Raw genomic sequence first — 22,663 nt, 5'->3', positions numbered from 1 at the left:
CTTCGAACCTTATCGCGAGCAGGCTCACTCCTACATTTGGAATGCACTCCCCTGTGGGAGCGAGCCTGCTCGCGAAAGGGCCGGCACAGACAACTCAACCCGGGGTCAAACACTCCGGCCCATTGAGCTTCGGATCATTCACCAGATTCGCCAGCACCCGCTCACGCAGCGCCGCCGGCTCACTGGCAAGCAATCCCTGCAAGACATGCAGCGGCGTCTCGGGATCAAGCCATGCCGCCTGCCCGGCCTCATCGAGAATCAAAGGCCGGCGCTGACTGGCCGCCGGCTGGGTGATCACCGCCGTGCTCAGCCAGACCTGTTCCTGCACCGGATACGCCTCCCAGATCGCCGCGAAAAACAGCGACGAGCCCTCCCCCGGCGTCAGCCAGTATGGCCGCTTGCGCTGGGTGCCGCGCCATTCGTAGAAACCGTTGGCCGGCAGCAGACAACGGCGCAAGCGCAGCGCCTCACGAAACATCGGCTGCTCGGCCACGGTTTCGGCCCGGGCATGGGCGGGGGTTTTCGACAGGTCGGTCAGCCACGGCGGCGTCAGACCCCAGCGCGCACGGGCCAATGTGCGCTCGCCGTTTTCAGCGGCACGCAGCATCAACACCGAATCATTGGGGGAAATGTTCCACTGCGCCTGCTGATCGGCGGGAAAACCTGGCAGGGCCGCGAAGTCGCGGTTCCAGCGAAACAGGGCATAACGTCCACACATGGGGCAACACGACTCTTGATCAAACGAACGTCAGCCTAACAGACCAGCGTCCCGGGGAAGCTCTCCGGTTCGTCGCCGGGCAGCGGCAGCGCGGCATTGTACGCGGTGATCAGCTCGCGGGCGTATTCGGCCTGATCGTTATCGACGGACAGGCCGAGCAGGCCAAAAATCGGCAGTTCGCCCGTGCCGCCTAGCAGATTCTGCCCGACCAGATGCGCCTCGATGCCTTCGCTGGCGAGCATGCCCTTGAGCATTTCGCCTTCCATCAGGCTGGCCGGTTCGTAGATTCGCTGCATACGCGACCCTCACTCGTTTTCGCTGAAGACTTCGAGAAACCAGTCCTCACCGTGTACTTGCAGGACAAAGGTGATCGGTCGGCAGCACACCTGGCAATCCTCTATATACGTCTGGTCGCCTGCGGACAGATCCACGGAGGTCTCGACCAATTCCCCACAATACGGACATTCATACTCAGCGGCTTCCAGCATCGCGGTCTCCCAGGTGACTTGTGCGTATAATCGCCGGTCTATTTGCAGGGCTATTTTTGTCTGGCTACTTTTTCAGACCGTGCCCTGCGGGTTTTCGATCAAACCCCTAACTTACCCTAGCCGTTTCCAACAAGAGAGCATGATGGGCGAATTCGATGCCATCCGACCTTACGACGACAGCGAAGTACCTGCGGTACTGGCAAGGCTGCTCGGCGACAAGGCGTTTCTAGATATCCTCACCCACTTCCGCTTCCCGCGTTTTGCCGGTGCCTTCGGCTGGATGCTCAAACCTCTTATAGCCCATCGGCTGCGTCGTGAGTTTGCCGACGTGACGTCCGTGGCTACCTTACAGGACAAAGTCGAGTTCTACGTTGACCACACCATCGAGCGCGCCACCGACGGCGTGACCTACACCGGGGTCGAGCAATTCAAGTCCGGCAGCGCTTACCTGTTCATCGCCAACCACCGCGACATCGTCATGGACCCGGCCTTCGTCAATTACGCCGTGTACCACGCGGGCCTGCCGACGCCACGCATCGCCATCGGCGACAACCTGCTGCAAAAGCCGTTTGTCAGCGACCTGATGCGTTTGAACAAGAGCTTTATCGTCCACCGTTCGATCACGGGCCGCCGCGAGAAAATGGCCGCGTATCAATTGTTGTCGGCCTACATCAACCACTCGATCCGCAACGATTGCGCCTCGATCTGGATCGCTCAGGCCGAAGGCCGGGCGAAGGATGGCGATGACCGCACCGAGTCGGCGATCCTCAAGATGTTCCACATGAGCCGCAAGGACGAGCCGTTCGGTGAAGTGATTCGTTCACTGAACCTCACGCCGGTGTCGATCAGCTATGAATACGACCCGTGCGACCAGGCCAAGGCCCGCGAGTTGTACATCCGCGCCACCACCGGCACCTACACCAAGGCGCCCGGTGAAGATGATGTGAGCATCGCCAAGGGCATCACTGGCTACAAGGGCCGGGTGCACGTGAACTTCGCTGCGCCGATCACCGAGTTGTTCGAAGACACCAAGCAATTGGCGATCGAGATGGACAAGCAGATTCTCGGCGGCTACCGGCTGTTCCCGGTGCATTACCTGGCGTATGCACAGTGGGCCGATGTCGATCCGCAATTGAATGTGCCGAAGGCGGCCGAAGTCTTCCCGGCGGACGAACTGGCCAAGGCGCAGGAAGAATGGCAGAACCGGCTGGACGCCTGCCCCGAGGAGCATCGTCCGTACCTGGTGCTGCAATACGCGACGCCGGTGCGTAATCAGTACCGGGTCAAGGCCGGGTTGCCATTGTAGGCAACAGCTGTGGCGAGGGGATTTATCCCCGCTGGACTGCGCAGCAGGCCCTGTTTTTCTCAGGTAAGAAACTGGGGAGCGCTGCGCACTCCAACGGGGATAAATCCCCTCGCCACAGGATTTGCTTTTGCTTTCAGAAGCGCGTGCTGATCCAGGAGACGATCAGGGCCAGCCCCAGACAGGCAAAACCGAAACGATAGAAAAACCGGTTCATGCGCAATGTCGCCCAATCCAGAATCGGCTCGACATTCGGCTGCGCCTGACGCTGTGCGGCAAGACTGGCCTGCGCGCGTTGCTCACGGCGACGGGTTGCGTGCAGCAGCCAACTGCCGGGGAACGCGAGCAGCAAGGCCAGCAGGTTGATCAGTTTGGCGGGATGGGCGGTAAACAGCGTCATCAAGTGCAACGACATCACAGACCTCAATCTAAATCGGTGTGGCAGGCGCCAGATCGACGACCGCGGCGCGAATTCTACCCAAACCTGGCCACCCTGCCCCGGCCTTTGCGATAAATAACCTGACAATCGACCGATGGCTGTCCTGTGTCACGGCATCGTCATGTGGATGCTTCACCCTGCGCGCCTCGAAACACACATGGAACGCGACATGCTGCACGCTGAAAACCAGGATCGCCTGTACCTCATCACCCCTTACGACGAACAGCAAAGTCTGGTCGGCAGCCTTGCCTTCAATGTGCAGGATCGCCATTGGCTGGTGTATTGCGCGCTGGGCGGGCATCAGCATGCGGACTTGCCCGAAACTGATTGGCTGACAGGGGTGAGCGTGCTCGATTTCTATTCCCAAGCCGCCTGATTCACCACCGTTCCCCTGTAGGAGTGAGCCTGCTCGCGATAGCGTATTGTCAGCCAGCATTGATGTTACTGACAGAGCGCCATCGCGAGCAGGCTCACTCCTACAAGGGGCGGTGGTGAATCAAGAATATCGGCAGGCAAAAAAAAGCCCGGAACCATCACTGGCCCCGGGCTTTTTCACAGTTGCCGATAACTTACTCGGCCAGCACCTGACCCACGGTCGGATCCTTGAACAGACGCGTCAGCGCATCGCTCAATACATCGCTGACCAGTTTGGTGTTGGTTTCCTGGTTCGGCGCCATGCCGAAGCGCTGGTCCAGCGAAGCGCCGTAACGGCCACTGTAACGACGGTTGGCGTTTTGCACGTCAGAGCGGAAGGTCGCGCCGATGGTCGCCTCGGTCACGTACATGCCTTCTTTCGGCGACTGATATTTCAGCTCGGCCAGGGTCACGGTCAACTGCGGCGCGTTCGGCGCGTTGTTGGTCGGGGTGAACCCCAGCAAACGCACAGCGGCTTCAGCCTGGGCCTGCAGCTTGGGCAGGATCTGCTCGCGCTGCACGGTGATGGCGCTGGTTTCCGGGTACAGACCGCCACGGGTGCCCAGGGTTGGCGAAGGACGGCCGTCGACGACACGCACGACCACAGGCTGGCCGCGACCGACCGGTGCCAGTTGCGTGGTCAGCTTCGGCTCCGGATTCAGTTGTTGCGGGCTGTGGGCGCAGCCGGCCAGGGTCAAACCGGCGACAGTGATCAAACCGAACAACAGGCGTTGCAACATGCTCTTCTCTCCAGAATCAGGCACAAACAGGCCGGCAGTATAGCGGTGGGCCACTGCAGCTCACCAGCGGGACGCGGTGAATACTGAAATGTCTGACACACCCCGTCGAAGGCGGTTCCTGTCATACATTCTTCACCGTCCATACACCTTGACGTCACGGCTCGCCGGCAAGCTTTGAAACAGTCCTCCTTCAAGGAACTCTGCCATGCGTTATTTGATCTCGCTGTTCGCGCCACGCCCGCTCCACCGCAGCTTTGCCCTGCTCGATCGCAACGGTCACTGCCAGGCTTTCAAACAGTGCAGCCTGCAACCGATGGGCGACGGCTGGGTGGAAATCGAAGAAATTCGCCTGACCTGGTTGAACCAGCCGCTGCCGGCCAGCGCCCGGGTGGTAGCGCGACAAATGCGCGCACGGCCCCAGGTGCAGTTGAGCATCTGACCGGATACCTAATAAAAGTCATTAAACACGAGCAACTGCGCGCATTTCTTCGCTACAATCTCCCCCCGATTATAAGGACGTCTCCTGATCGGGCCCCGCAACAGCGTCAATGCGCTTGCATCGACATCAAAATCGCCCACAGAGAGCCGCCCACACAGATCGAGTGAAGTTGGCGCGCTTGCCTGTTCTTCCGGCAAAACCCCTGCTTTTCGCGAATCTGCAGAGCTGTCATACGCTCGGCCACCGCGTTGTTTTGCCCTTGCGGGCAGGTGCCAGGCCAAGGCAGCCCTTTTTTGAGGTTCACGTCTTCAAAAGAGCGTGAAAAAAACGGGTTTTCACAACTTCACAAGAGTGTGGCGAGCAAATGAATAGTTTTGCGTCTGAACATGCACCATTAGCGTCTGAAACAGCCCAACGACACAGGACCGGGTATACCTCGAACATCGGAGCCTGAAGCCTGTCCGCTACGGATTTGGTTGCACGAAAACGGATGTCTCGACCATAAGTCGAATTGCCAGCCCTGCGCGAAAATGCGTTCATTGAACGCTTGAAACCAGGCCGCACGCATCCGTCGAAGTTGCGAAAAATTGCGAAGATTCGGACATGGCGAACCTGACCACGGATAGCCCGGGCCCACTGACCTGCCCTGGAACGCCTGGCAGCCATGCCGACAATTTGGTGCTGCAGATTTGGGAGACGCGTTAAATGGCGCATAACGAAGCAGTCGACGTAGTTCTGGTAGGGGCCGGCATCATGAGTGCCACCCTGGCCGTGCTGCTCAAAGAGCTCGACCCCGCGATCAAGCTGGAAGTCGTCGAGCTGATGGATTCCGGTGCCGCGGAGAGTTCCAACCCGTGGAACAACGCCGGTACCGGCCACGCCGGCCTGTGCGAGCTGAACTACACGCCGCAGGCGGCCGATGGCAGCGTCGACATCAAGAAAGCCGTGCACATCAACACCCAGTTCGAGGTGTCGAAGCAGTTCTGGTCGTACCTGACCAAAAAAGGCACGTTCGGCTCGTGCAAATCCTTCATCAGCCCGGTCCCGCACCTGAGTTTCGTGCAGGGTGACAGTGGTGTGTCGTTCCTCAAGCAACGCTTCAACGTGTTGAGCAAGCACCATGCATTTGCCGACATGGAATACACCGAAGACAAAGGCAAGATGGCCGAGTGGATGCCGCTGATGATGCCGGGCCGTTCGCCGGACGAAGTCCTTGCCGCCACTCGCGTGATGAACGGCACCGACGTCAACTTCGGCGCCCTCACCAATCAGTTGCTCAAGCACCTGACCAGCGCGCCGGATACCCAAGTCAAATACTGCAAGCGCGTTACCGGCCTCAAGCGCAACGGCGCCGGCTGGACCGTCAGCATCAAGGACGTCAACAACGGCAACACCCGTGAAGTCGACGCCAAATTCGTCTTCCTCGGCGCCGGTGGCGCGGCGCTGCCATTGCTGCAGGCCTCGGGCATCGAAGAAAGCAAAGGCTTCGGCGGCTTCCCGATCAGTGGCCAGTGGCTGCGCTGCGACAACCCGGAAGTGGTCAAGCAGCATCAGGCCAAGGTCTACAGCCAGGCTGCCGTAGGTTCGCCACCGATGTCGGTGCCGCACCTGGACACCCGCGTAGTCGATGGCAAGAAATCCCTGCTGTTCGGGCCATACGCCGGCTTCACCACCAAGTTCCTCAAGCACGGCTCCTTCATGGACCTGCCGCTGTCGGTTCGCGCCGGCAACATCGGGCCGATGCTGGCCGTGGCGAAAAACAACATGGACCTGACCAAGTACCTGGTCAGCGAAGTGATGCAATCGATGGAACAGCGTCTGGAATCCCTGCGCCGTTTCTACCCGCAGGCGAAAGCCGAAGACTGGCGCCTGGAAGTGGCCGGCCAGCGGGTGCAGATCATCAAGAAAGATCCGAAAAAGGGTGGCATCCTGCAGTTCGGCACCGAACTGGTTGCCGCGAAAGACGGCTCCCTCGCCGCACTGCTCGGCGCATCCCCAGGTGCCTCGGTGACGGTTTCGATCATGCTGGAACTGATCGAGAAGTGCTTCCCGGCCAAGGCGTCCGGCGAGTGGGCGGCCAAACTGGCGGAAATCTTCCCGGCCCGTGAAAAGGTGCTGGAAACCGATGCTGCGCTGTATCGCAAGATCAACACGCAGAACAACATCGCGCTGGAACTGGTTGAAGAAAGCAGCGAGACACCAAGCTTCGCTTGATCGCGCCGCATGAAAAACGCCCCGTACTCACTGAGTGCGGGGCGTTTTTTTATGCCCAGGTAACAACCAATACTGCTGGCTCACAACACAACCTTTGTGGCGAGGGGATTTATCCCCGCTCGGCTGCGCAGCAGTCGCAAATTAGTTGCGGTGTGCCTGACACACCCTGCATACAGGTTTCAGGGCCGCTTCGCCGCCCAACGGGGCGGTGCGACGTTTCGCTAAATCCCCTCGCCACAGGTATCGCGGACACCTCAAGTGCGGGCCTTGTCGATCAACTCGATGTACTCGGCCGCATTACGCTGATCGGCGATCAGCTCAACAAAAGTCTTGCCCTGCGCGTCCTTGCCATCGAGGTCGTAACCTGCCGCGACGAAGAAGCCCAGAAAACGCTCGAAATCATCGATGCGCAGCCCACGGTAGGCCTTGATCAGTTTGTGCAGCGACGGCGAAGTGGCGTCGACCGGTTCAAAATCGAGGAACAGCTTGATCTGCTCATCGCCGATCTCGTCACCAATCACTTGTTTCTTATCTTTACGCATTGCCGACTCCAGCTCGCAGACATCATACGGGGCCGGCAGTTTACCCCTGCCCGGCCGCCCGGCTCAACGCGCTCGCACCGCGCCGGTGTGCAAATCGGCCCAGATGTGGCCGTTGGCGTAACTGAGGAACTGCACATACACCGTGTCGTTGCGCAGCAGGTCCATCACCACGCGGTATTGAGCGAGCGGGTAAAACAGCGTCAGGGTTTTGCTTTTGTCGTCGTAAAGCGGCTTTTTCAGGCTTTTGCTTTCGCCATCGAAACTCACCAGCACCTGATTGATGGTCGCGCCTTTATTCAGCGACTTGCCCTTGAGGCGAATCAACAACGACGAAGTGACCGGAATCGGCTGCTGATTCGATTGACGCTGCGCGCCGACCACCACCGAATATTCGCTGACCTGCAGCAGTTGCTGCTGCTCGGGTTCGGCGTCGCGCAGGGTCAGGTCGTCCGGCGGCAGGAATTGACTGTGCATCGGCGCGGCGGCCAGCGGCAGGCTGAGGGTCAGAAACAGGGCGGCGAGAATGCGGATCAAGAGGCGCATGACAGGCTCCGGAGGGCGGGGCCAAGCACTCTAGCATGGGTATCACACAAACAAATGTAGGAGAGAGCCTGCTCGCGATAGCGGTCTGTCAGCAACGTAGATGTTGGCTGGTATGACGCTATCGCGAGCAGGCTCACTCCTACAGGGGGATGGTGCAGAGGATTACATGCCTTTAACGGCGTAGATCCCATTGGCGTTGCGCCAGTAGCCCTTATAGTCCATGCCGTAGCCGAAGATGTAGCGGTCGATGCACGGCAGGCCGACGAAATCGGCTTTCAGGTCAGGGCGCGCCTTGCGGTCGTGGTCCTTGTCGATCAGCACGGCGGTGTGCACTTTGCGCGCGCCGGCGTGTTTGCAGAAATCGATGATCGCGCCCAGGGTGTGACCTTCATCGAGGATGTCGTCGATGATCAGCACGTCGCGGTCGATGAACGAGACTTCCGGCTTGGCTTTCCAGAACAGGTCGCCGCCGCTGGTTTCGTTGCGATAACGGGTCGCGTGCAGGTAGGACGCTTCCAGCGGGAACTGCAGATGCGTCAGCAGTTTGCCGGAGAAGATCAGGCCGCCGTTCATCACGCAGAAGACCACCGGGTTGCTGTCGGCCAGTTGTTCGTTGATTTGTGCACCGACGCGGGCGATGGCCGCCTCGACTTCAGACTCGGTGTACAGGCAGTCAGCCTCTCGCATGATTTGACGGATATGCTCGAGATCAGCGGACATGGCGCTCTCCAGGGGTTGGCGGGTGGGGGGCATGGTTGCGAAAAGCGGGCAAAGGTACGCATCTCGCAGGACCGAATCAAGCTCTTATGGACTAACGTACAGAATGTCCTATAGGACATCACTGTCGGATAGATTAATCTAGGCCGGTTTTTTTGCCCGCCGCCGGAGCCTTTCCCATGCCCATCCTCGAGATCCGCCATCCGCTGATCCGTCATAAACTCGGCCTGATGCGCCGCGCTGACATCAGCACCAAGAATTTCCGCGAGCTCGCTCAGGAAGTCGGCGCCCTGTTGACCTATGAAGCCACCAAAGATTTGCCGCTCGAATCCTACGACATTGCCGGCTGGTGCGGCACCGTGTCGGTGGAGAAGATCGCCGGCAAGAAGATCACCGTCGTGCCGATCCTGCGCGCCGGTATCGGCATGCTCGAAGGCGTGCTGAGCCTGATCCCGGGTGCCAAGGTGTCCGCTGTGGGCGTTGCCCGCAACGAAGAAACCCTGCAAGCGCATACGTATCTGGAAAAACTGGTTCCGGAAATCGACGAACGCCTGGCCATGATCATCGACCCGATGCTCGCCACCGGCAGTTCCATGGTCGCGACCATCGACCTGCTGAAAAAGGCCGGTTGCCGCGACATCCGCGCCATGGTCCTGGTGGCCGCGCCGGAAGGCATTGCCGCCGTAGAAAAGGCGCACCCGGACGTGACCATCTACACCGCGTCCATCGACGAACGTCTGAACGAGCACGGTTACATCATCCCTGGGCTTGGCGACGCCGGTGACAAGATCTTCGGCACCAAGCAGAAGGACGCGTAAGCATGCAGCAAGAGTTCAACGATCCGCTCTGGCGCACGGTGCTGTCCGGCGCGCAGATGCTGTTCGTGGCGTTCGGCGCTTTGGTGCTGATGCCGCTGATCACCGGCCTTGATCCGAACGTGGCCCTGTTTACCGCAGGTCTGGGGACGATCCTGTTCCAGATCGTCACCGGGCGGCAGGTGCCGGTGTTTCTGGCGTCGAGCTTCGCTTTCATCACCCCGATCATCCTCGCCAAGGGCCAGTTCGGCCTCGCCGCGACCATGGGCGGGGTGATGGCGGCCGGTTTCGTCTACACCTTCCTCGGCCTTGCCGTGAAGATCAAAGGCACCGGTTTTATCGACCGTTTGCTGCCTCCGGTGGTGATTGGCCCGGTGATCATTTCCATCGGCCTGGCCATGGCGCCGATCGCCGCGAACATGGCGATGGGCAAGGCTGGCGACGGCACCGAGCTGATCCACTACCAGACCGCCATGTTGATCTCGATGCCGGCACTGCTGACCACGCTGATCGTGGCGGTGTTCGGCAAAGGCATCTTTCGTCTGGTGCCGATCATCTCCGGTGTGCTCGTCGGTTTCGCCATGTCGTTTTATTTCGGCGTGGTCGATACCGCGAAGATTGCCGCGGCGCCCTGGTTCGCCCTGCCGCACTTCACCGCGCCGGAGTTCAACTGGCAGGCGATTCTGTTCATCGTTCCGGTGGCGCTGGCCCCGGCGATCGAGCACATCGGCGGCGTGATTGCCGTGGGCAGTGTGACCGGTCGCGATTACCTGAAGAAGCCGGGCCTGCATCGCACCCTGCTCGGTGACGGCATCGCCACCACCGCGGCCGGGCTGTTCGGCGGCCCGCCCAACACCACCTACGCTGAAGTAACCGGCGCGGTGATGCTGACCAAAAACTACAACCCGAAAATCATGACCTGGGCGGCGATTTTCGCCATCACCCTGGCGTTCATCGGCAAGTTCGGCGCGCTGCTGCAAAGCATTCCGGTGCCGGTGATGGGCGGGATTCTGTGCCTGTTGTTCGGTTCGATCGCGGCGGTGGGCATGAATACCCTGATCCGCCACAAAATCGACCTGGGCGAAGCGCGCAATCTGGTGATCGTCTCGGTGACGCTGGTGTTCGGCATTGGTGGTGTGCTGGTCGGCACCGGCACTGGCCCGGATGACTTCGGCCTCAAAGGCATCGCACTGTGCGCAGTGGTGGCGATTGCGCTGAACCTGATCCTGCCGGGCAATGACGGCTGGAAGCAGAAGAAGGCGGATGAGCCGCTGATTTAAGTCTTTAGATCTTCATCGTCTGAGACATCGCTATCGCGAGCAGGCTCACTCCTACAGGGGTACGCATTCCAAATTGTAGGAGTGAGCCTGCTCGCGATTTGCTTTAGAGGGCCAGCGGCGCTCGTTCGCAGAGAGTCGCCAACGCCCTGGCCCATTGCGGGTCGTCGTTCAGGCAGGGCACCAGCACCAGCTCCTCGCCCCCCGCTTCGCGGAATTGTTCCTTGCCGCGATCACCAATTTCTTCCAGCGTCTCGATGCAGTCAGCGACGAACGCCGGGCACATCACCAGAATCTTTTTCACGCCACTTTTGGCCAGCTCATCCAGCCGCGCTTCGGTGTAAGGCTCGATCCACTTCGCTCGCCCCAGGCGCGACTGAAACGATACCGACCATTTTCCGTCCGGCAAGCCCACGCTCTTGGCGAAGGCGGCGGCGGTACGGAAACATTGCGCCCGATAACAGGTCGCCAACACCGCCGGCGAGGCGGTCTGACAGCAGTCGGCGCCCTTGAGGCAGTGCTTGCCGCTCGGGTCGAGTTTGGTCAGATGCCGCTCCGGCAAGCCATGAAAGCTCAGCAGCAAATGATCGTAATCCTGCTGCAGATGCGGGCGGGCGCTGGCGGCCAGTGCTTCGATGTATTCCGGCTGATCGTAGAACGGTTGCAGGATCGATAACTTCACGTCGAGCTTGTTCTCGCGCAGCACGCGTCGCGCTTCTTCGATCACGGTGGTCGTGGTGCTGTCGGCGAACTGCGGATACAGCGGCGCCAAGGTGATTTTCCTGTGCCCTGCTTTCACCAGCCGCAACAGACAGGTTTCGATCGACGGCTCGCCATAACGCATCGCCAGATCCACCGGGCCGTGTTTCCACGTCTCGGCCATTTGCGCTTGCAAGCGGCGGCTGAGCACCACCAGCGGTGAGCCCTCCTCCCACCAGATCGACGCGTAGGCATGCGCCGATTGCTCTGGGCGCTTGATCAGGATCAGCGACACCAGCAGCCGCCGCAGCGGCCATGGCAGGTCGATCACGTACGGGTCCATCAGAAATTGATTGAGGTAGCTGCGCACATCGGCCACCGAGGTGGAGGCCGGAGAGCCCAGGTTGACCAGAAGCAAAGCGTGATCGGTCATGCAACGTCCTATTTCAGAGGCGGCTGGAGAGATCATCCAGGGCCGCGCGTAAATCCGTAAAGCGGAAGGTAAAGCCCGCTTCGAGCAAACGTGCCGGCGTGGCGCGCTGGCCGCCGAGCAATAACAGTGACAGCTCGCCGAGCATGACCTTCAGCGCCAGGGTCGGCATCGGCATGAACGCCGGGCGGTGCAAGACACTGCCCAAGGTCTTGGCAAATTCGCGGTTGCGCACAGGTTTCGGCGCGCAGGCATTATAAGGACCGCTCGCCTGATGATGGTGCAGAAGAAAATCAATCAAGGCGATTTGATCTTCGATGTGAATCCACGGCATCCACTGCCGACCATTGCCCAAAGGCCCGCCAAGCGCGAGCTTGAACGGCAGCAACAGCCGCGACAAAAAGCCGCCCTCGGCCGACAGCACCAGACCGGTTCGCAGCAGCACTACGCGGATGCCGAGGTTCTCGGCGCGCAGGGCGGTCTCTTCCCAGGCGATACACAGCTGGCTGGCAAAATCGTCGATGCCGGGCGGCGATTCTTCTGTCAGCTCGCGTTCGCCACCGTCGCCGTACCAGCCGATCGCCGAGCCGGATATCAGCAACGCCGGTTTCTGTACGCGAGTTTCCAGCCACGCCAGCAAGGTCTCGGTCAGGGTGATACGGCTGCTCCACAACAACGCCTTGCGTCGATGGGTCCACGGCCGGTCGGCAATTGGCGCGCCGGCGAGATTGACGATTGCGTCCAGCGGCTCCTCGCCGAGGTCCTCCAGTCGTGCAATCGCGCGAACGCCCGGCCCACAAATCTGCGCGACCTTGTGCGCGCGTCGACTCCACACGGTCAGGCGATGCCCCTGCTCCAGCCAGTGCCGGCAGAGCTGACGTCCTATCAAACCAGTACCGCCGGTCAGCAATATGTGCATGACATCTTCCTCGCGTGGCGTTTAACCCGGATCACTAGTCTATTTTTATAGGCAGGGATCTTTTCGATCGAGCAGGCTCTATGGTTTAACAATAGGCCAAGCTGTCAGAACGAGAATGCTAGAAGTTATACCAAAAAACATAATTGTACAGGTTTCATCGACGGCGTAGTCTGTACAGAAAGGTAAACGAGGCCCCTATGACTGTACCTATCGCAATCATCGGCACCGGCATCGCCGGACTCTCCGCCGCTCAGGCTCTGACAGAGACCGGGCATACCGTTCAACTGTTCGATAAAAGCCGCGGCAGCGGCGGGCGCATGTCCAGCAAGCGCAGCGATGCAGGTTCGCTGGATCTGGGTGCGCAATATTTCACTGCGCGCGACCGGCGTTTTGTCACGGAAGTGCAACGCTGGCAAAGCAAGGGCTGGGCCGCCGAATGGGCGCCGCAGCTGTACACCTTTCAGGGCGGGCAATTGAACCTGTCCCCGGACGAGCAGACCCGTTGGGTCGGCACGCCGCGCATGAGCGCCATTACCCGTGGCCTGCTCGACGGTCTGGACGTGCAGTTTGCCTGCCGGATCACCGAGGTTTATCGCGGTGAAGAGCACTGGCACCTGCAAGACGCCGAAGGCTTCACCCACGGGCCGTTCAGCCATGTGGTCATCGCCACGCCAGCACCACAAGCGACAGCGCTGCTGGCGGCCGCACCGAAACTCGCCGGGGCCGCCGCCGGGGTAAAAATGGACCCGACCTGGGCCGTCGCCCTGGCCTTCGAGACACCGCTGGACACACCGATCGAAGGCTGCTTCGTACAGGACAGCCCCCTCGACTGGCTGGCGCGCAACCGCAGTAAACCTGGGCGCGACACCACCCTCGACACTTGGGTGCTGCACGCCACCAGCGCATGGAGCCGGCAGCATATCGACTTGCCCAAGGAAGCCGTGATCGAGCAACTGCACGGTGCGTTCGCCGAATTACTGCACAGCGCCATGCCCGCGCCAACCTTCAGCCTCGCCCATCGCTGGCTCTACGCGCGCCCCGCCACCGGCCATGAATGGACGACGCTGGCCGACGCCGATCTGGGCCTGTACGCCTGCGGCGACTGGTGCCTGTCTGGACGGGTCGAAGGGGCTTGGCTCAGCGGTCAGGAGGCTGCACGTCGCTTGCACGAACACCTGCAATGAATCGCATCAACCCGCGCAAATTGCTGCTGTCGAAATGGACAGCAGCCCACCCGCAGAATCGCGAGAAACATTTTCTGGTCACCGAACTGATCCGTGATGAAGACGGCACGGTGCTGGAGGTTGAATTGCAGGCGGTGCTGACCCAGCGCAGCGAGCGCCTGGATTGGCAGGTGCTGAAAGACAGCAAGCACTGGTTACTCGGCTGGAAATAGAATTCCCTTGTGGGAGCGAGCCTGCTCGCGAAAGCGCTGTATCAGATACGAATTCTTCTACTGACCCACCGTTTTCGCGAGCAGGCTCGCTCCCACAGATTCAGCGCTGTAGAAAAAACTTATACAAACCATTTGACTTGTACATCCACGGATCTATGCTGAGCAAAGTTGTACAGAGACAACCCTCTGTACAGGTATAGATTCGAGGTGCTCATGTCTACTGCTTCCCTGTCCAAGCCGAAGATCGCCATCAGCGCCTGCCTGTTGGGCGAAGAAGTGCGCTTCAACGGTGGGCACAAGGAATCACGGCTGTGCAGCCGAACCCTGGCGGAATACTTTGACTTCGTGCCGCTGTGCCCGGAAGTCGCCATCGGCATGGGCATTCCTCGCGAGCCGATTCGGCTGGTCGGCGACCCGCAACAGCCCGAGGCGGTCGGCACCGTAAATCCGAGCATCAACGTCACCCGGCCACTGGCCGAATACGGCGAAAAAATGGCCGGTGAGCTGCAAGATCTCTGCGGCTATATCTTCATGCAGCAATCGCCGTCCTGCGGGCTGGAGCGGGTCAAGGTCTATCACGCCAACGGCGCTCCGGTGAATGGCGGCGGCCGTGGTATCTATGCCCAGGCGTTCTGTGCACAGCATCCGGATTTGCCGGTGGAAGAAGCCGGACGCCTCAACGATCCGGTGCTGCGGGAAAATTTCATCACCCGCGTGCTTGCCTACAGCGCCTGGCAGCAAGTGCTCGCCCAGGGCCTGAGCCGCCGCGCCCTCACTGAATTCCACTCGCGCTACAAATACCTGCTGATGGCGCACAACCCGCTGCAATACAAAGCCTTGGGCAAATTGCTCGGCAACATGGCCGACAGCGACCCAGCGGAGCTCGGCCCGCGCTATTTCAGCGAACTGATGGCCGCACTGAAAAAATGCGCGACCCGCGGTACCCATTGCAACGTGCTGCTGCACATCAGCGGATATTTGAAACAATCGCTGAGCGCCGAAGACAAACAGGAAATGCAGCAGGTCATCGGCCAGTACCGTCAGGGCATCGTGCCGCTGGTGGTGCCGTTGACCCTGCTCAAGCATCATTTTCGCCTCCATCCGGATCCCTACATTGCGCAACAGGTGTACCTGCAGCCGCATCCGGAAAACCTCAGTCTGCGAAACGCTATCTAATGAACGAAAAAACCGACAGCAGCGCCCAGGAAGACCTCGGCGCCGACTTCAAGAAAGCCCTCGACGAGGGCTGGCTGCCGATCCGCGAAGTCGCGCGGCAGACCGGGGTCAACGCCATTACCTTGCGTGCGTGGGAACGCCGCTACGGGCTGGTCGTGCCACAGCGCACGCCCAAGGGCCACCGTTTGTATTCAGCCGAACATGTGCAGCGGATTCTGGCCATTCTCACCTGGCTCAACCGTGGCGTTGCCGTCAGCCAGGTCAAGCCTCTGCTCGACACGCCGCAAGCGTTCACTGAAACCGTGGAAAACGATTGGCAGCGCTTGCAGCAGACGTTGCTGGTGGCCGTTACCGCGCTCAATGAACGCGCGCTGGATGACAGCGTCAACCAGGCCATGGCGCTGTACCCACCGCGCACGCTATGCGAACAACTGCTGATGCCGTTGCTGAGCGAACTCGAACAGCGCTGGCAGGGCCAGTTCGGCGCGCAGATGGAACGGGTGTTTTTCCTGTCCTGGCTGCGCAGTAAATTCGGCGCACGCATCTACCACAACAACCGCCAACTGCATGCCGCACCGCTGCTGCTGATCAATCATTCCGACCTGCCACTGGAACCCCAACTGTGGCTGTGCGCGTGGCTGATCAGCAGCGCCGATTGCCCGGTGCAGGTGTTCGACTGGCCGCTGCCGGCCGGTGAACTTGCGTTGACCGTCGAACAGCTCCAGGCCCGTGGCGTTCTGCTGTATTCCAGCAAAGCCCTGCAACTGGCGCAGTTGCCAAAACTGTTGGCAAACGTCGGTTGCCCGACATTGATCGCCGGACCGGCGGTGCATATCCACCACGCCGAGTTGTCCGCCAGAACTGCCGAATCCGCCGATTTATTCCTGGCTGAAGATCCGCTTGCTGCGCACCAGGCGCTGCTCGAGCGCGGCCTGATTTGATGACGAGTCCAACGACATGCAACTGATCTGGCTGCGCAGCGACTTGCGCCAACACGACAACACTGCCCTGGCGGCCGCCGCAGCCCGCGGCCCGACCGTGGCCGTGTACCTGTTGAGCCCGCAGCAATGGCTGGAACATGACGATGCGCCGTGCAAGGTGGATTTCTGGCTGCGCAACCTGCGCCAGCTGAGCCACAGTCTCGGCGCGCTGAACATCCCGCTGTTGATTCGCAGCGCAGCGCACTGGGACCAGGCGCCGGCAGAACTGCTCAAGCTCTGCCGGCAATTGAAGATCGAAGCGGTTCACGTCAACGAGGAATACGGCGTTCATGAAAGCCGTCGCGATGAAGCCGTGGCCGAAACGTTGCGGGCCGAGGGCATCGAATTCCACAGTTATCTGGATCAGTTGCTGTTCAAACCCGGCACCGTGCTGACCAGAACCGGTACTTACTTTCAGGTCTTCAGCCAGTTCCGCAAAGTCTGCTACGAACGCCTGCACGGTTCGCTGCCGTCACGGCTCAAGGCACCGGGCAAACAGGCTGCGCTGAACATCGCCAGCGATGCGATTCCCGACGAGGTCAAAGGCTTCGCCACGCCGAGCGAATCGCTGCGCGCATTGTGGCCGGCCGGCGAAGAAGAAGCGCGACGCCGTCTCGATACCTTCACCGATGCGCAGATCGACTATTACCAGAGCGAACGCGACTTTCCGGCCAAGCCCGGCACCAGCCAGCTCTCGCCTTATCTGGCCGCCGGAGTGATCTCGCCACGCCAGTGCCTGCACGCCGCATTGCACAGCAATCAGGGCGAGTTCGAGAGCGGCAAGGTCGGCGCGGTCACCTGGATCAACGAACTGCTGTGGCGCGAGTTCTACAAACACATCCTGGTCGGCTATCCGCGAGTTTCGCGGCACCGCGCCTTCCGCCCGGAAACCGAAGCCCTGGCCTGGCGTAACGCGCCGGAAGATTTAAAGGCCTGGCAAGAGGCGCGCACCGGTCTGCCAATCATTGACGCAGCGATGCGCCAATTGCTCGAAACCGGCTGGATGCACAACCGCCTGCGCATGGTGGTGGCGATGTTTCTGACCAAAAACCTGCTGATCGACTGGCGCGAAGGCGAACGCTTTTTCATGCGCCACCTGATCGATGGTGATCTGGCGGCGAACAACGGTGGCTGGCAATGGAGCTCGTCGACCGGCACCGACTCAGCGCCGTACTTCCGCATTTTCAACCCGGTCAGCCAGTCGGAAAAGTTCGACGCCGAAGGCGTGTTCATCAAGCACTGGCTGCCGGAACTGGCCGGGCTCAACAAGAAGCAAGTGCACAACCCGGCCAGCGCTGGAGGGCTGTTCGGCGTGGCGGATTATCCGGCGCCGATCGTCAACCTTGGCGCTTCACGCGACCGCGCGCTGACGGCGTTCAAGAATCTGCCGTCGCGCCAGCCTGTCGGAGCCGTCGATGAGTGAATTCCTGCGCAGCTTCGCCCGGCAATTTTCCGGGTTGAACAAAGACAACCTGCATCGCCTGGGCGAGCTGTACAGCAGCGACATTCATTTCACCGATCCACTGCATGAAGTGCAGGGTCTGGCGCAACTGCAAGATTACTTCACCGAGTTGTACGCCAACGTCAGCGATCTGCGTTTCGATTTTCACGGTTTCGACCCGATCGGTGAGGGTGAGGGCTACCTGCGCTGGGTCATGAGTTACCGCCACCCGCGTCTGGCCGGCGGCCGCGAGATTCGCGTCAACGGCTGTTCGCACCTGCTCTGGCGGGACAAGGTTTATCGCCATCGGGATTATTTCGATGCCGGGGCGCTGCTGTATGAGCACTTGCCACTATTGGGCCGGGTGATTGCCTGGCTGAAAAGGAGAATGGGATGAGTCGTACACCTCCACGGCGTTATTGGCTGACAGGGGCCAGCAGTGGCATCGGCGCTGCATTGTGTGAGTACATCCTCAAAAGCGGCGCGCATCTGGCCGTCAGCTCACGCAACGTTGCGCCACTCAAAGTCCTGTCCCAACGCTATCCGGGACAGGTGCTGGTGGTGCCGGGAGACCTGACCGACAGTCAGACCGTGCGTGAAATCGGTGAGCAGATCACCGAGGCCTGGGGTTCGCTGGACAGCGTGATTCTCAACGCCGGCACCTGTGAATATGTCGACGCCCGCCAGTTCGATGCCTCGATCATCGAACACGTGGTGCGCACCAATCTGCTTGCCAGCAGTTACTGCATCGAAGCCGCCCTGCCCCTGCTGCGCAAAGGCACCGCGCCGCACCTGGTCGGCATGGCCAGCTCGGTGACTTACCTGCCCCTGCCACGGGCTGAAGCCTACGGCGCATCGAAGGCCGGGCTGCGTTATCTGTTCGAATCACTGCGTATCGATCTGGCGGATGAAGGCATTGAAGTCACGGTGATCAGTCCCGGTTTCGTCGAAACGCCGCTGACCGAGAAGAACGATTTCCCGATGCCGCTGAGCTGGCCTGTGGATAAAGCGGCTCGTCACATCTACGCCAAACTCAAGGACCGTCCGCTGGAAATTGCCTTTCCGGCGCTGTTCATGGCGGCGCTGTGGCCGCTGTCGAAACTGCCCGCCCGGGCTCAGCTCGCCATCGGCAAACGCATGGTGCGCAAAAACCCACCGCAGCGAGACCCGATATGAAAATCGCCGTGATTGGCAGCGGTATCGCCGGGCTCACCTGCGCCTACCTGCTCAAGCGCCGTCATGACATTACAGTGTTCGAAGCTGGCGACTGGGTCGGCGGTCATACGCACACCGTGCCGGTCAAGCACCAAGGCCAGGAGTTCGCCGTGGACACCGGGTTCATTGTCTTCAATGACTGGACCTATCCGAACTTCATCCGCTTGCTCAACCAGCTCGGCGTGGCTTTCAAACCGACCGAGATGAGTTTCTCGGTGACCGACCCGGACACCGGTGTGGAATACAACGGCAACAACCTCAACAGCCTGTTCGCCCAGCGCAGCAACCTTTTGTCGCCGGGTTTCTGGGGCATGCTGAAAGACATTCTGCGGTTCAACAAACAAGCCCAGCGTGATCTCGCCGAGTTGCGCATTGGCGCCGATACCACACTCGATGAATACCTGAAGGCTGGCGGTTACGGGGAGCGCTTCGTCCTGCATTACATCGTGCCGATGGGCGCGGCCATCTGGTCGATGCCCATGGCGCAGATGCTTAATTTCCCGCTGCAGTTTTTTTTGCGTTTCTTCAAGAATCACGGGCTGCTGTCCGTCAGCGATCGGCCGCAGTGGCAAGTCATTGTCGGCGGTTCGAGCGCTTACATCGCGCCGCTGACGGCGTCATTCAGGGGCAATATTCGCCTCAATTGTGCAGTGACTCGCGTCGAGCGCAACCAACACGGCGTGGTTATCCACAGCCCGGCCGGCATCGAACATTTCGATAAAGTGGTGTTCGCCTGCCACAGCGACCAGGCCCTGCAACTGCTGGCCATCCCGAGCGATGCCGAACGGGCGATCCTCGGCGCCCTGCCCTATGCCGATAACGAAGTGGTGCTGCACACCGACACCGGCCTGCTGCCGACGCGCAAACGGGCCTGGGCCAGCTGGAACTATCGCCTTGGCGGGCCCGGCCATACCCGCGCGGCGGTGACGTACAACATGAACATCCTGCAGGGCATCGAGAGCGACACGACGTTTTGCGTCAGCCTCAACCAAAGCGCGGGCATCGCCCCCGATAAGGTCCTCGCTCGCTACACCTACGCCCACCCGCAATACAGCCTCGCAGCGATGGCCGCGCAAAATCGCTGGGCTGAGCTTGATGGTGCGCAACACACGCATTACTGCGGCGCGTACTGGGCCAATGGTTTTCATGAGGATGGTGTGGTCAGCGCCTTGCGCGTGGCGGCCTCGTTCGGTGAGACCTTATGAACAGCGCCCTGTATTCGGGCTGGATCGGCCACCGACGCTTCTCGCCCCGTCGCCACGAGTTCCGTTACCGGATCGGCCTGCTCTATCTCGACCTCAGCGAGCAGGAGGCCGTGTTGGCCTTGTCGCCCCTGGCCGGTCGCAGTCGCTTTGCGCCGTTTTCGTTCCGCGAAAGCGATTATCTGAAAGCATTTACCGCTCACGGCATGCGCCTGATCGACGCCGTACGCCAGCAGGTCGGCGCGGCCATCGGTCATGAGCCGCAAGGCGCGGTGTGCCTGCTGACCCAGCCACGCAGTTGGGGGCTGGCGTTCAATCCGGTGAGTTTCTTCTACTGCCACGAAGCCGACGGGCAACTGGCGGCGATTGTCTGCGAAGTGACCAATACGCCGTGGCGCGAGCGTTATCACTACGTGCTGCCAGCGCGGACGCCGACCAGCCTGGTGGATTTTCATCAGCATTTCGCTGTGGCCAAGGCGTTTCACGTTTCACCGTTTCTGCCCCGCGACCTCGAATACCGCATGAGCTTCAGCCCGGCCGCGCAAAGCCTCGGCGTGCACATGGCTGACTGGCAGGGCAACGAGAAACTGTTCGACGCCACGCTCAATCTGCGCCGCGAACCGCTCGATCGTCGCAGCCTGCACGGCTATCTGCGGCGCTTCCCGTGGATGACCGCGAAAACCGCCCTGGCGATTTACTGGCAAGCGCTGCGACTGCTGCTCAAGCGCGCGCCGATCTTCGCTCATCAGGCTGCCGACGGCAGCTTTCAAACCGCCTCTGTGCCTCCGAAGGAGCCGCACCATGAAATCCTCTAGCCTGCCGCTCAGTCGCTTGAGCACCAACGGTCTGACCGGCTCGCTGCTGCGCCGTGGCGTGCTGCGCCAGTTGGCGCAGCTCAAACACGGGCAATTGATGGTCGTCGAGGATGGCGAGCAAATGCTCTTCGGCACCCCCGGCAGCGCTCTGCTCGGCGAAGTCCATGTGCTTGATCCGGCGCTGTGGGGCCTGATCGCCAGCAGCGGTTCCATCGGTGCCGGCGAAGCGTTCATCCACGGTTATTGGAGTTCACCGGACCTGACTGCCGTCGTCCGCGTCTTCGTCAGTAATCTCGATGTGCTCGATGCCATGGAAGGGGGGCTGGCGCGCCTTGGTCGGCCATTGGTGCAAGGCTTGCACTGGCTCAACCGCAACACGCGCAAGGGCTCGCAGAAAAACATCGCGGCGCATTACGACCTTGGCAATGAACTGTTTGAACAGTTTCTCGACCCGACCATGATGTATTCCGCCGGGCAATTCCTCACGCCCACCGACACGCTGGAACAGGCGCAGTTGAACAAACTGGAACGGATCTGCCAGAAACTCGCCCTCCAGCCCAGCGACCATCTGCTGGAAATCGGCACAGGCTGGGGCAGCATGGCGCTCTACGCGGCGCAGCATTATGGCTGCCGCGTGACCACCACCACCCTGTCGAAAGAGCAGTACGCGTTCACTGCCAAACGCATCGAACAACTGGGCTTGCAGGATCGCGTCACCCTGCTGCTAAAGGATTACCGCGACCTCAGCGGCGAGTACGACAAACTGGTCTCGATCGAGATGATCGAAGCGGTCGGCCATCGCTTCCTGCCGACCTATTTCAAGCAATGCGCGCGCCTGCTCAAGAGCAACGGCTTGATGCTGTTGCAGGCAATCACCATTCGCGAACAGCGCTATGAACAGGCCCGGCGCAGCGTCGACTTTATCCAGCGCTATATCTTCCCTGGCGGCGCCTTGCCCTCGGTGCAGAAAATGCTCGACGTGGTCAGCCGCGACACCGACATGAACCTGCTGCACATGGAAGATTTCGGCCTGCACTACGCCAGGACCTTGCGCCTGTGGCACGAGAACTTTCGCCTGGCCCACGGCCGTTTGAATGAATTGGGCTACGACGATTATTTCCTGCGGCTGTGGGAGTTTTACCTGTGCTACTGCGAGGGTGGCTTCCTCGAGCGCACCATCGGCACCGCGCAACTGTTGCTGGCCAAACCGGCGGCGATGCCGACGCCTCTGCTCGGCCGCTTCGATGCTTGAGCGTGCGGCCAATGCCGTGCTGTTTCAGCTCGGCTGGCTGGCCTGCGTGCTGGGCGGCGACAGCTTGTGGCTACTGCTGGCCCTGGCGGTGTTGGTGATCCATCTGCGCTGGATCGGCAGTTGGGCGGTGGAGGGCCGTCTGATTCTTTGCGTGGTCATTGTCGGCACGGCGGTGGACGGGGTTTTGCGTTACCTCGGGGTGTTTCGGTTCGAGGATGCTTCGCCGCTGATTCCGCTCTGGCTGATGCTGCTCTGGGCGCTGCTGGCCACGACTTTGCGTCATTGCCTTGAATGGAGCGCCCGGCCATGGTGGCTGGCCAGCGGGCTCGGTGCGGTGGGCGGGGCGCTGTCCTACTACGGCGGCGGGCGCCTGGCCGGGGTGCAATTCCCCTACGGCGAGGTCGCCACGCTGATCGTCATCGGCCTGCTCTGGGCTCTGCTGTTTCCACTGCTGCACGTAATGGCTCGACGCTTGGCGCCTTGAGCGTC

General features: G+C 60.7%; 27 protein-coding genes. 17 read left to right on the top strand and 10 right to left on the bottom strand.

Features of this window, described 5'->3' with window-relative positions:
- Positions 1-94: 94 nt before the first annotated feature.
- From HU755_RS23175 to HU755_RS23165, 3 genes are read right to left on the bottom strand one after another with little or no spacing between them, the layout of a single operon-like run.
- Entirely contained in the window at positions 95-718 is a 624-nt protein-coding gene (locus tag HU755_RS23175; protein WP_186636877.1) for an SOS response-associated peptidase, read from the bottom strand.
- 35 nt (positions 719-753) lie between these two features.
- Complete coding sequence (locus HU755_RS23170) at positions 754-1,014, bottom strand: DUF2007 domain-containing protein (RefSeq protein WP_186551192.1); 261 nt, start codon at positions 1,012-1,014, stop codon at positions 754-756.
- A gap of 9 nt (positions 1,015-1,023) precedes the next feature.
- Positions 1,024-1,206, bottom strand: a complete 183-nt coding sequence (locus HU755_RS23165; RefSeq protein WP_186636875.1) for a CPXCG motif-containing cysteine-rich protein — start codon at positions 1,204-1,206, stop codon at positions 1,024-1,026.
- 142 nt (positions 1,207-1,348) lie between these two features.
- Here HU755_RS23165 and HU755_RS23160 point away from each other — a divergent pair, with 142 nt between their 5' ends.
- On the top strand, positions 1,349-2,512 hold the full coding sequence (locus HU755_RS23160; RefSeq protein WP_186636873.1) for a 1-acyl-sn-glycerol-3-phosphate acyltransferase: 1,164 nt from the start codon (positions 1,349-1,351) through the stop codon (positions 2,510-2,512).
- Positions 2,513-2,645: 133 nt separating this feature from the next.
- On the opposite strand, the gene HU755_RS23155 is transcribed toward HU755_RS23160, so the two are convergent.
- Positions 2,646-2,924, bottom strand: a complete 279-nt coding sequence (locus tag HU755_RS23155) for a hypothetical protein (protein ID WP_186551189.1) — start codon at positions 2,922-2,924, stop codon at positions 2,646-2,648.
- Between the two features lie 193 nt (positions 2,925-3,117).
- On the opposite strand from HU755_RS23155, the gene HU755_RS23150 reads away from it, so the two are divergent.
- Positions 3,118-3,324 (top strand): hypothetical protein, encoded by a 207-nt coding sequence (locus HU755_RS23150; RefSeq protein ID WP_186636861.1) that lies wholly within the window; start codon positions 3,118-3,120, stop codon positions 3,322-3,324.
- A 193-nt stretch (positions 3,325-3,517) separates the two neighbouring features.
- Here HU755_RS23150 and HU755_RS23145 read toward each other — a convergent pair whose 3' ends face one another.
- A complete protein-coding gene (locus tag HU755_RS23145) occupies positions 3,518-4,102 on the bottom strand; it encodes a YajG family lipoprotein (RefSeq protein ID WP_186551188.1) in 585 nt (194 codons plus the stop codon).
- A gap of 205 nt (positions 4,103-4,307) precedes the next feature.
- Here HU755_RS23145 and HU755_RS23140 point away from each other — a divergent pair, with 205 nt between their 5' ends.
- A complete protein-coding gene (locus tag HU755_RS23140) occupies positions 4,308-4,541 on the top strand; it encodes a hypothetical protein (RefSeq protein ID WP_186619790.1) in 234 nt (77 codons plus the stop codon).
- A gap of 705 nt (positions 4,542-5,246) precedes the next feature.
- The gene (gene mqo, locus HU755_RS23135; protein WP_186619789.1) at positions 5,247-6,755 is read left to right on the top strand and encodes a malate dehydrogenase (quinone); all 1,509 of its coding nucleotides are present in this window, start codon (positions 5,247-5,249) and stop codon (positions 6,753-6,755) included.
- Between the two features lie 254 nt (positions 6,756-7,009).
- Here the strand turns inward: mqo and HU755_RS23130 are convergent, their stop codons facing one another.
- From HU755_RS23130 to HU755_RS23120, 3 genes are all read right to left on the bottom strand, one after another.
- A complete protein-coding gene (locus HU755_RS23130) occupies positions 7,010-7,297 on the bottom strand; it encodes a PA4642 family protein (RefSeq protein WP_186636859.1) in 288 nt (95 codons plus the stop codon).
- A gap of 63 nt (positions 7,298-7,360) precedes the next feature.
- Complete coding sequence (locus HU755_RS23125) at positions 7,361-7,840, bottom strand: hypothetical protein (RefSeq protein WP_186636857.1); 480 nt, start codon at positions 7,838-7,840, stop codon at positions 7,361-7,363.
- Positions 7,841-8,002: 162 nt separating this feature from the next.
- Positions 8,003-8,560, bottom strand: coding sequence for a hypoxanthine-guanine phosphoribosyltransferase (locus tag HU755_RS23120; protein WP_016773231.1), 558 nt, complete (start codon positions 8,558-8,560; stop codon positions 8,003-8,005).
- A gap of 176 nt (positions 8,561-8,736) precedes the next feature.
- Here HU755_RS23120 and upp point away from each other — a divergent pair, with 176 nt between their 5' ends.
- Together upp and HU755_RS23110 are read left to right on the top strand one after the other, a co-directional pair.
- Positions 8,737-9,375, top strand: coding sequence for a uracil phosphoribosyltransferase (gene upp / locus HU755_RS23115; protein ID WP_090286199.1), 639 nt, complete (start codon positions 8,737-8,739; stop codon positions 9,373-9,375).
- 2 nt (positions 9,376-9,377) lie between these two features.
- Positions 9,378-10,652 carry a uracil-xanthine permease family protein gene (locus tag HU755_RS23110; protein WP_186551183.1) on the top strand — a complete coding sequence of 425 codons (1,275 nt, stop codon included), beginning with the start codon at positions 9,378-9,380 and terminating at the stop codon, positions 10,650-10,652.
- Between the two features lie 103 nt (positions 10,653-10,755).
- On the opposite strand, the gene hemH is transcribed toward HU755_RS23110, so the two are convergent.
- Both hemH and HU755_RS23100 read right to left on the bottom strand, forming a co-directional pair.
- Positions 10,756-11,781 (bottom strand): ferrochelatase, encoded by a 1,026-nt coding sequence (gene hemH, locus HU755_RS23105; protein ID WP_186636855.1) that lies wholly within the window; start codon positions 11,779-11,781, stop codon positions 10,756-10,758.
- Between the two features lie 13 nt (positions 11,782-11,794).
- Entirely contained in the window at positions 11,795-12,697 is a 903-nt protein-coding gene (locus tag HU755_RS23100) for a TIGR01777 family oxidoreductase (protein ID WP_186636853.1), read from the bottom strand.
- A gap of 197 nt (positions 12,698-12,894) precedes the next feature.
- On the opposite strand from HU755_RS23100, the gene HU755_RS23095 reads away from it, so the two are divergent.
- From HU755_RS23095 to HU755_RS23045, 11 genes are all read left to right on the top strand, one after another.
- Entirely contained in the window at positions 12,895-13,881 is a 987-nt protein-coding gene (locus tag HU755_RS23095) for an NAD(P)/FAD-dependent oxidoreductase (RefSeq protein ID WP_186551180.1), read from the top strand.
- The gene (locus HU755_RS23090; RefSeq protein WP_186636851.1) at positions 13,878-14,093 is read left to right on the top strand and encodes a TIGR02450 family Trp-rich protein; all 216 of its coding nucleotides are present in this window, start codon (positions 13,878-13,880) and stop codon (positions 14,091-14,093) included. Before HU755_RS23095 ends, HU755_RS23090 begins: the two co-directional genes overlap by 4 nt.
- Positions 14,094-14,306: 213 nt before the next feature.
- Positions 14,307-15,269, top strand: a complete 963-nt coding sequence (locus tag HU755_RS23085; RefSeq protein ID WP_186551178.1) for a DUF523 and DUF1722 domain-containing protein — start codon at positions 14,307-14,309, stop codon at positions 15,267-15,269.
- Positions 15,269-16,210, top strand: coding sequence for a MerR family transcriptional regulator (locus HU755_RS23080; RefSeq protein ID WP_186636849.1), 942 nt, complete (start codon positions 15,269-15,271; stop codon positions 16,208-16,210). The genes HU755_RS23085 and HU755_RS23080 overlap by 1 nt, the downstream gene beginning before the upstream one ends.
- Before the next feature lie 16 nt (positions 16,211-16,226).
- Entirely contained in the window at positions 16,227-17,672 is a 1,446-nt protein-coding gene (phrB, locus tag HU755_RS23075; protein WP_186636847.1) for a deoxyribodipyrimidine photo-lyase, read from the top strand.
- On the top strand, positions 17,665-18,087 hold the full coding sequence (locus tag HU755_RS23070; RefSeq protein WP_186636845.1) for a nuclear transport factor 2 family protein: 423 nt from the start codon (positions 17,665-17,667) through the stop codon (positions 18,085-18,087). Before phrB ends, HU755_RS23070 begins: the two co-directional genes overlap by 8 nt.
- Positions 18,084-18,866, top strand: a complete 783-nt coding sequence (locus HU755_RS23065; RefSeq protein ID WP_186551174.1) for an SDR family oxidoreductase — start codon at positions 18,084-18,086, stop codon at positions 18,864-18,866. The genes HU755_RS23070 and HU755_RS23065 overlap by 4 nt, the downstream gene beginning before the upstream one ends.
- On the top strand, positions 18,863-20,110 hold the full coding sequence (locus HU755_RS23060; RefSeq protein WP_186636843.1) for an NAD(P)/FAD-dependent oxidoreductase: 1,248 nt from the start codon (positions 18,863-18,865) through the stop codon (positions 20,108-20,110). Before HU755_RS23065 ends, HU755_RS23060 begins: the two co-directional genes overlap by 4 nt.
- Positions 20,107-20,922, top strand: a complete 816-nt coding sequence (locus tag HU755_RS23055) for a DUF1365 domain-containing protein (protein WP_186636841.1) — start codon at positions 20,107-20,109, stop codon at positions 20,920-20,922. Before HU755_RS23060 ends, HU755_RS23055 begins: the two co-directional genes overlap by 4 nt.
- Positions 20,909-22,174, top strand: a complete 1,266-nt coding sequence (locus tag HU755_RS23050) for a cyclopropane-fatty-acyl-phospholipid synthase family protein (protein ID WP_186636840.1) — start codon at positions 20,909-20,911, stop codon at positions 22,172-22,174. The genes HU755_RS23055 and HU755_RS23050 overlap by 14 nt, the downstream gene beginning before the upstream one ends.
- The gene (locus HU755_RS23045) at positions 22,167-22,658 is read left to right on the top strand and encodes a DUF2878 domain-containing protein (protein WP_186636839.1); all 492 of its coding nucleotides are present in this window, start codon (positions 22,167-22,169) and stop codon (positions 22,656-22,658) included. The genes HU755_RS23050 and HU755_RS23045 overlap by 8 nt, the downstream gene beginning before the upstream one ends.
- Positions 22,659-22,663 lie beyond the last annotated feature (5 nt).

The organism is Pseudomonas sp. SWRI111 (assembly GCF_014268555.1).
Taxonomy (GTDB): domain Bacteria; phylum Pseudomonadota; class Gammaproteobacteria; order Pseudomonadales; family Pseudomonadaceae; genus Aquipseudomonas; species Aquipseudomonas hamedanensis.
This window is presented reverse-complemented; position numbering and strand designations above follow the sequence as displayed.

What these genes read in the sequence shown, in the direction of transcription:
- HU755_RS23110 (WP_186551183.1), top strand. Translation starts at nt 9,378, where the DNA reads ATGCAGCAAGAGTTCAACGATCCGCTCTGGCGCACGGTGCTGTCCGGC.
- HU755_RS23165 (WP_186636875.1), bottom strand. Translation starts at nt 1,206, where the DNA reads ATGCTGGAAGCCGCTGAGTATGAATGTCCGTATTGTGGGGAATTGGTC.
- HU755_RS23050 (WP_186636840.1), top strand. Translation starts at nt 20,909, where the DNA reads ATGAAATCCTCTAGCCTGCCGCTCAGTCGCTTGAGCACCAACGGTCTG.
- HU755_RS23055 (WP_186636841.1), top strand. Translation starts at nt 20,107, where the DNA reads ATGAACAGCGCCCTGTATTCGGGCTGGATCGGCCACCGACGCTTCTCG.
- HU755_RS23120 (WP_016773231.1), bottom strand. Translation starts at nt 8,560, where the DNA reads ATGTCCGCTGATCTCGAGCATATCCGTCAAATCATGCGAGAGGCTGAC.
- HU755_RS23070 (WP_186636845.1), top strand. Translation starts at nt 17,665, where the DNA reads ATGAGTGAATTCCTGCGCAGCTTCGCCCGGCAATTTTCCGGGTTGAAC.
- hemH (WP_186636855.1), bottom strand. Translation starts at nt 11,781, where the DNA reads ATGACCGATCACGCTTTGCTTCTGGTCAACCTGGGCTCTCCGGCCTCC.
- HU755_RS23175 (WP_186636877.1), bottom strand. Translation starts at nt 718, where the DNA reads ATGTGTGGACGTTATGCCCTGTTTCGCTGGAACCGCGACTTCGCGGCC.
- HU755_RS23150 (WP_186636861.1), top strand. Translation starts at nt 3,118, where the DNA reads ATGCTGCACGCTGAAAACCAGGATCGCCTGTACCTCATCACCCCTTAC.
- HU755_RS23065 (WP_186551174.1), top strand. Translation starts at nt 18,084, where the DNA reads ATGAGTCGTACACCTCCACGGCGTTATTGGCTGACAGGGGCCAGCAGT.
- HU755_RS23170 (WP_186551192.1), bottom strand. Translation starts at nt 1,014, where the DNA reads ATGCAGCGAATCTACGAACCGGCCAGCCTGATGGAAGGCGAAATGCTC.
- HU755_RS23095 (WP_186551180.1), top strand. Translation starts at nt 12,895, where the DNA reads ATGACTGTACCTATCGCAATCATCGGCACCGGCATCGCCGGACTCTCC.
- HU755_RS23045 (WP_186636839.1), top strand. Translation starts at nt 22,167, where the DNA reads ATGCTTGAGCGTGCGGCCAATGCCGTGCTGTTTCAGCTCGGCTGGCTG.
- mqo (WP_186619789.1), top strand. Translation starts at nt 5,247, where the DNA reads ATGGCGCATAACGAAGCAGTCGACGTAGTTCTGGTAGGGGCCGGCATC.
- HU755_RS23130 (WP_186636859.1), bottom strand. Translation starts at nt 7,297, where the DNA reads ATGCGTAAAGATAAGAAACAAGTGATTGGTGACGAGATCGGCGATGAG.
- HU755_RS23160 (WP_186636873.1), top strand. Translation starts at nt 1,349, where the DNA reads ATGGGCGAATTCGATGCCATCCGACCTTACGACGACAGCGAAGTACCT.
- HU755_RS23140 (WP_186619790.1), top strand. Translation starts at nt 4,308, where the DNA reads ATGCGTTATTTGATCTCGCTGTTCGCGCCACGCCCGCTCCACCGCAGC.
- HU755_RS23080 (WP_186636849.1), top strand. Translation starts at nt 15,269, where the DNA reads ATGAACGAAAAAACCGACAGCAGCGCCCAGGAAGACCTCGGCGCCGAC.
- phrB (WP_186636847.1), top strand. Translation starts at nt 16,227, where the DNA reads ATGCAACTGATCTGGCTGCGCAGCGACTTGCGCCAACACGACAACACT.
- HU755_RS23085 (WP_186551178.1), top strand. Translation starts at nt 14,307, where the DNA reads ATGTCTACTGCTTCCCTGTCCAAGCCGAAGATCGCCATCAGCGCCTGC.
- HU755_RS23090 (WP_186636851.1), top strand. Translation starts at nt 13,878, where the DNA reads ATGAATCGCATCAACCCGCGCAAATTGCTGCTGTCGAAATGGACAGCA.
- upp (WP_090286199.1), top strand. Translation starts at nt 8,737, where the DNA reads ATGCCCATCCTCGAGATCCGCCATCCGCTGATCCGTCATAAACTCGGC.
- HU755_RS23100 (WP_186636853.1), bottom strand. Translation starts at nt 12,697, where the DNA reads ATGCACATATTGCTGACCGGCGGTACTGGTTTGATAGGACGTCAGCTC.
- HU755_RS23155 (WP_186551189.1), bottom strand. Translation starts at nt 2,924, where the DNA reads ATGTCGTTGCACTTGATGACGCTGTTTACCGCCCATCCCGCCAAACTG.
- HU755_RS23145 (WP_186551188.1), bottom strand. Translation starts at nt 4,102, where the DNA reads ATGTTGCAACGCCTGTTGTTCGGTTTGATCACTGTCGCCGGTTTGACC.
- HU755_RS23060 (WP_186636843.1), top strand. Translation starts at nt 18,863, where the DNA reads ATGAAAATCGCCGTGATTGGCAGCGGTATCGCCGGGCTCACCTGCGCC.
- HU755_RS23125 (WP_186636857.1), bottom strand. Translation starts at nt 7,840, where the DNA reads ATGCGCCTCTTGATCCGCATTCTCGCCGCCCTGTTTCTGACCCTCAGC.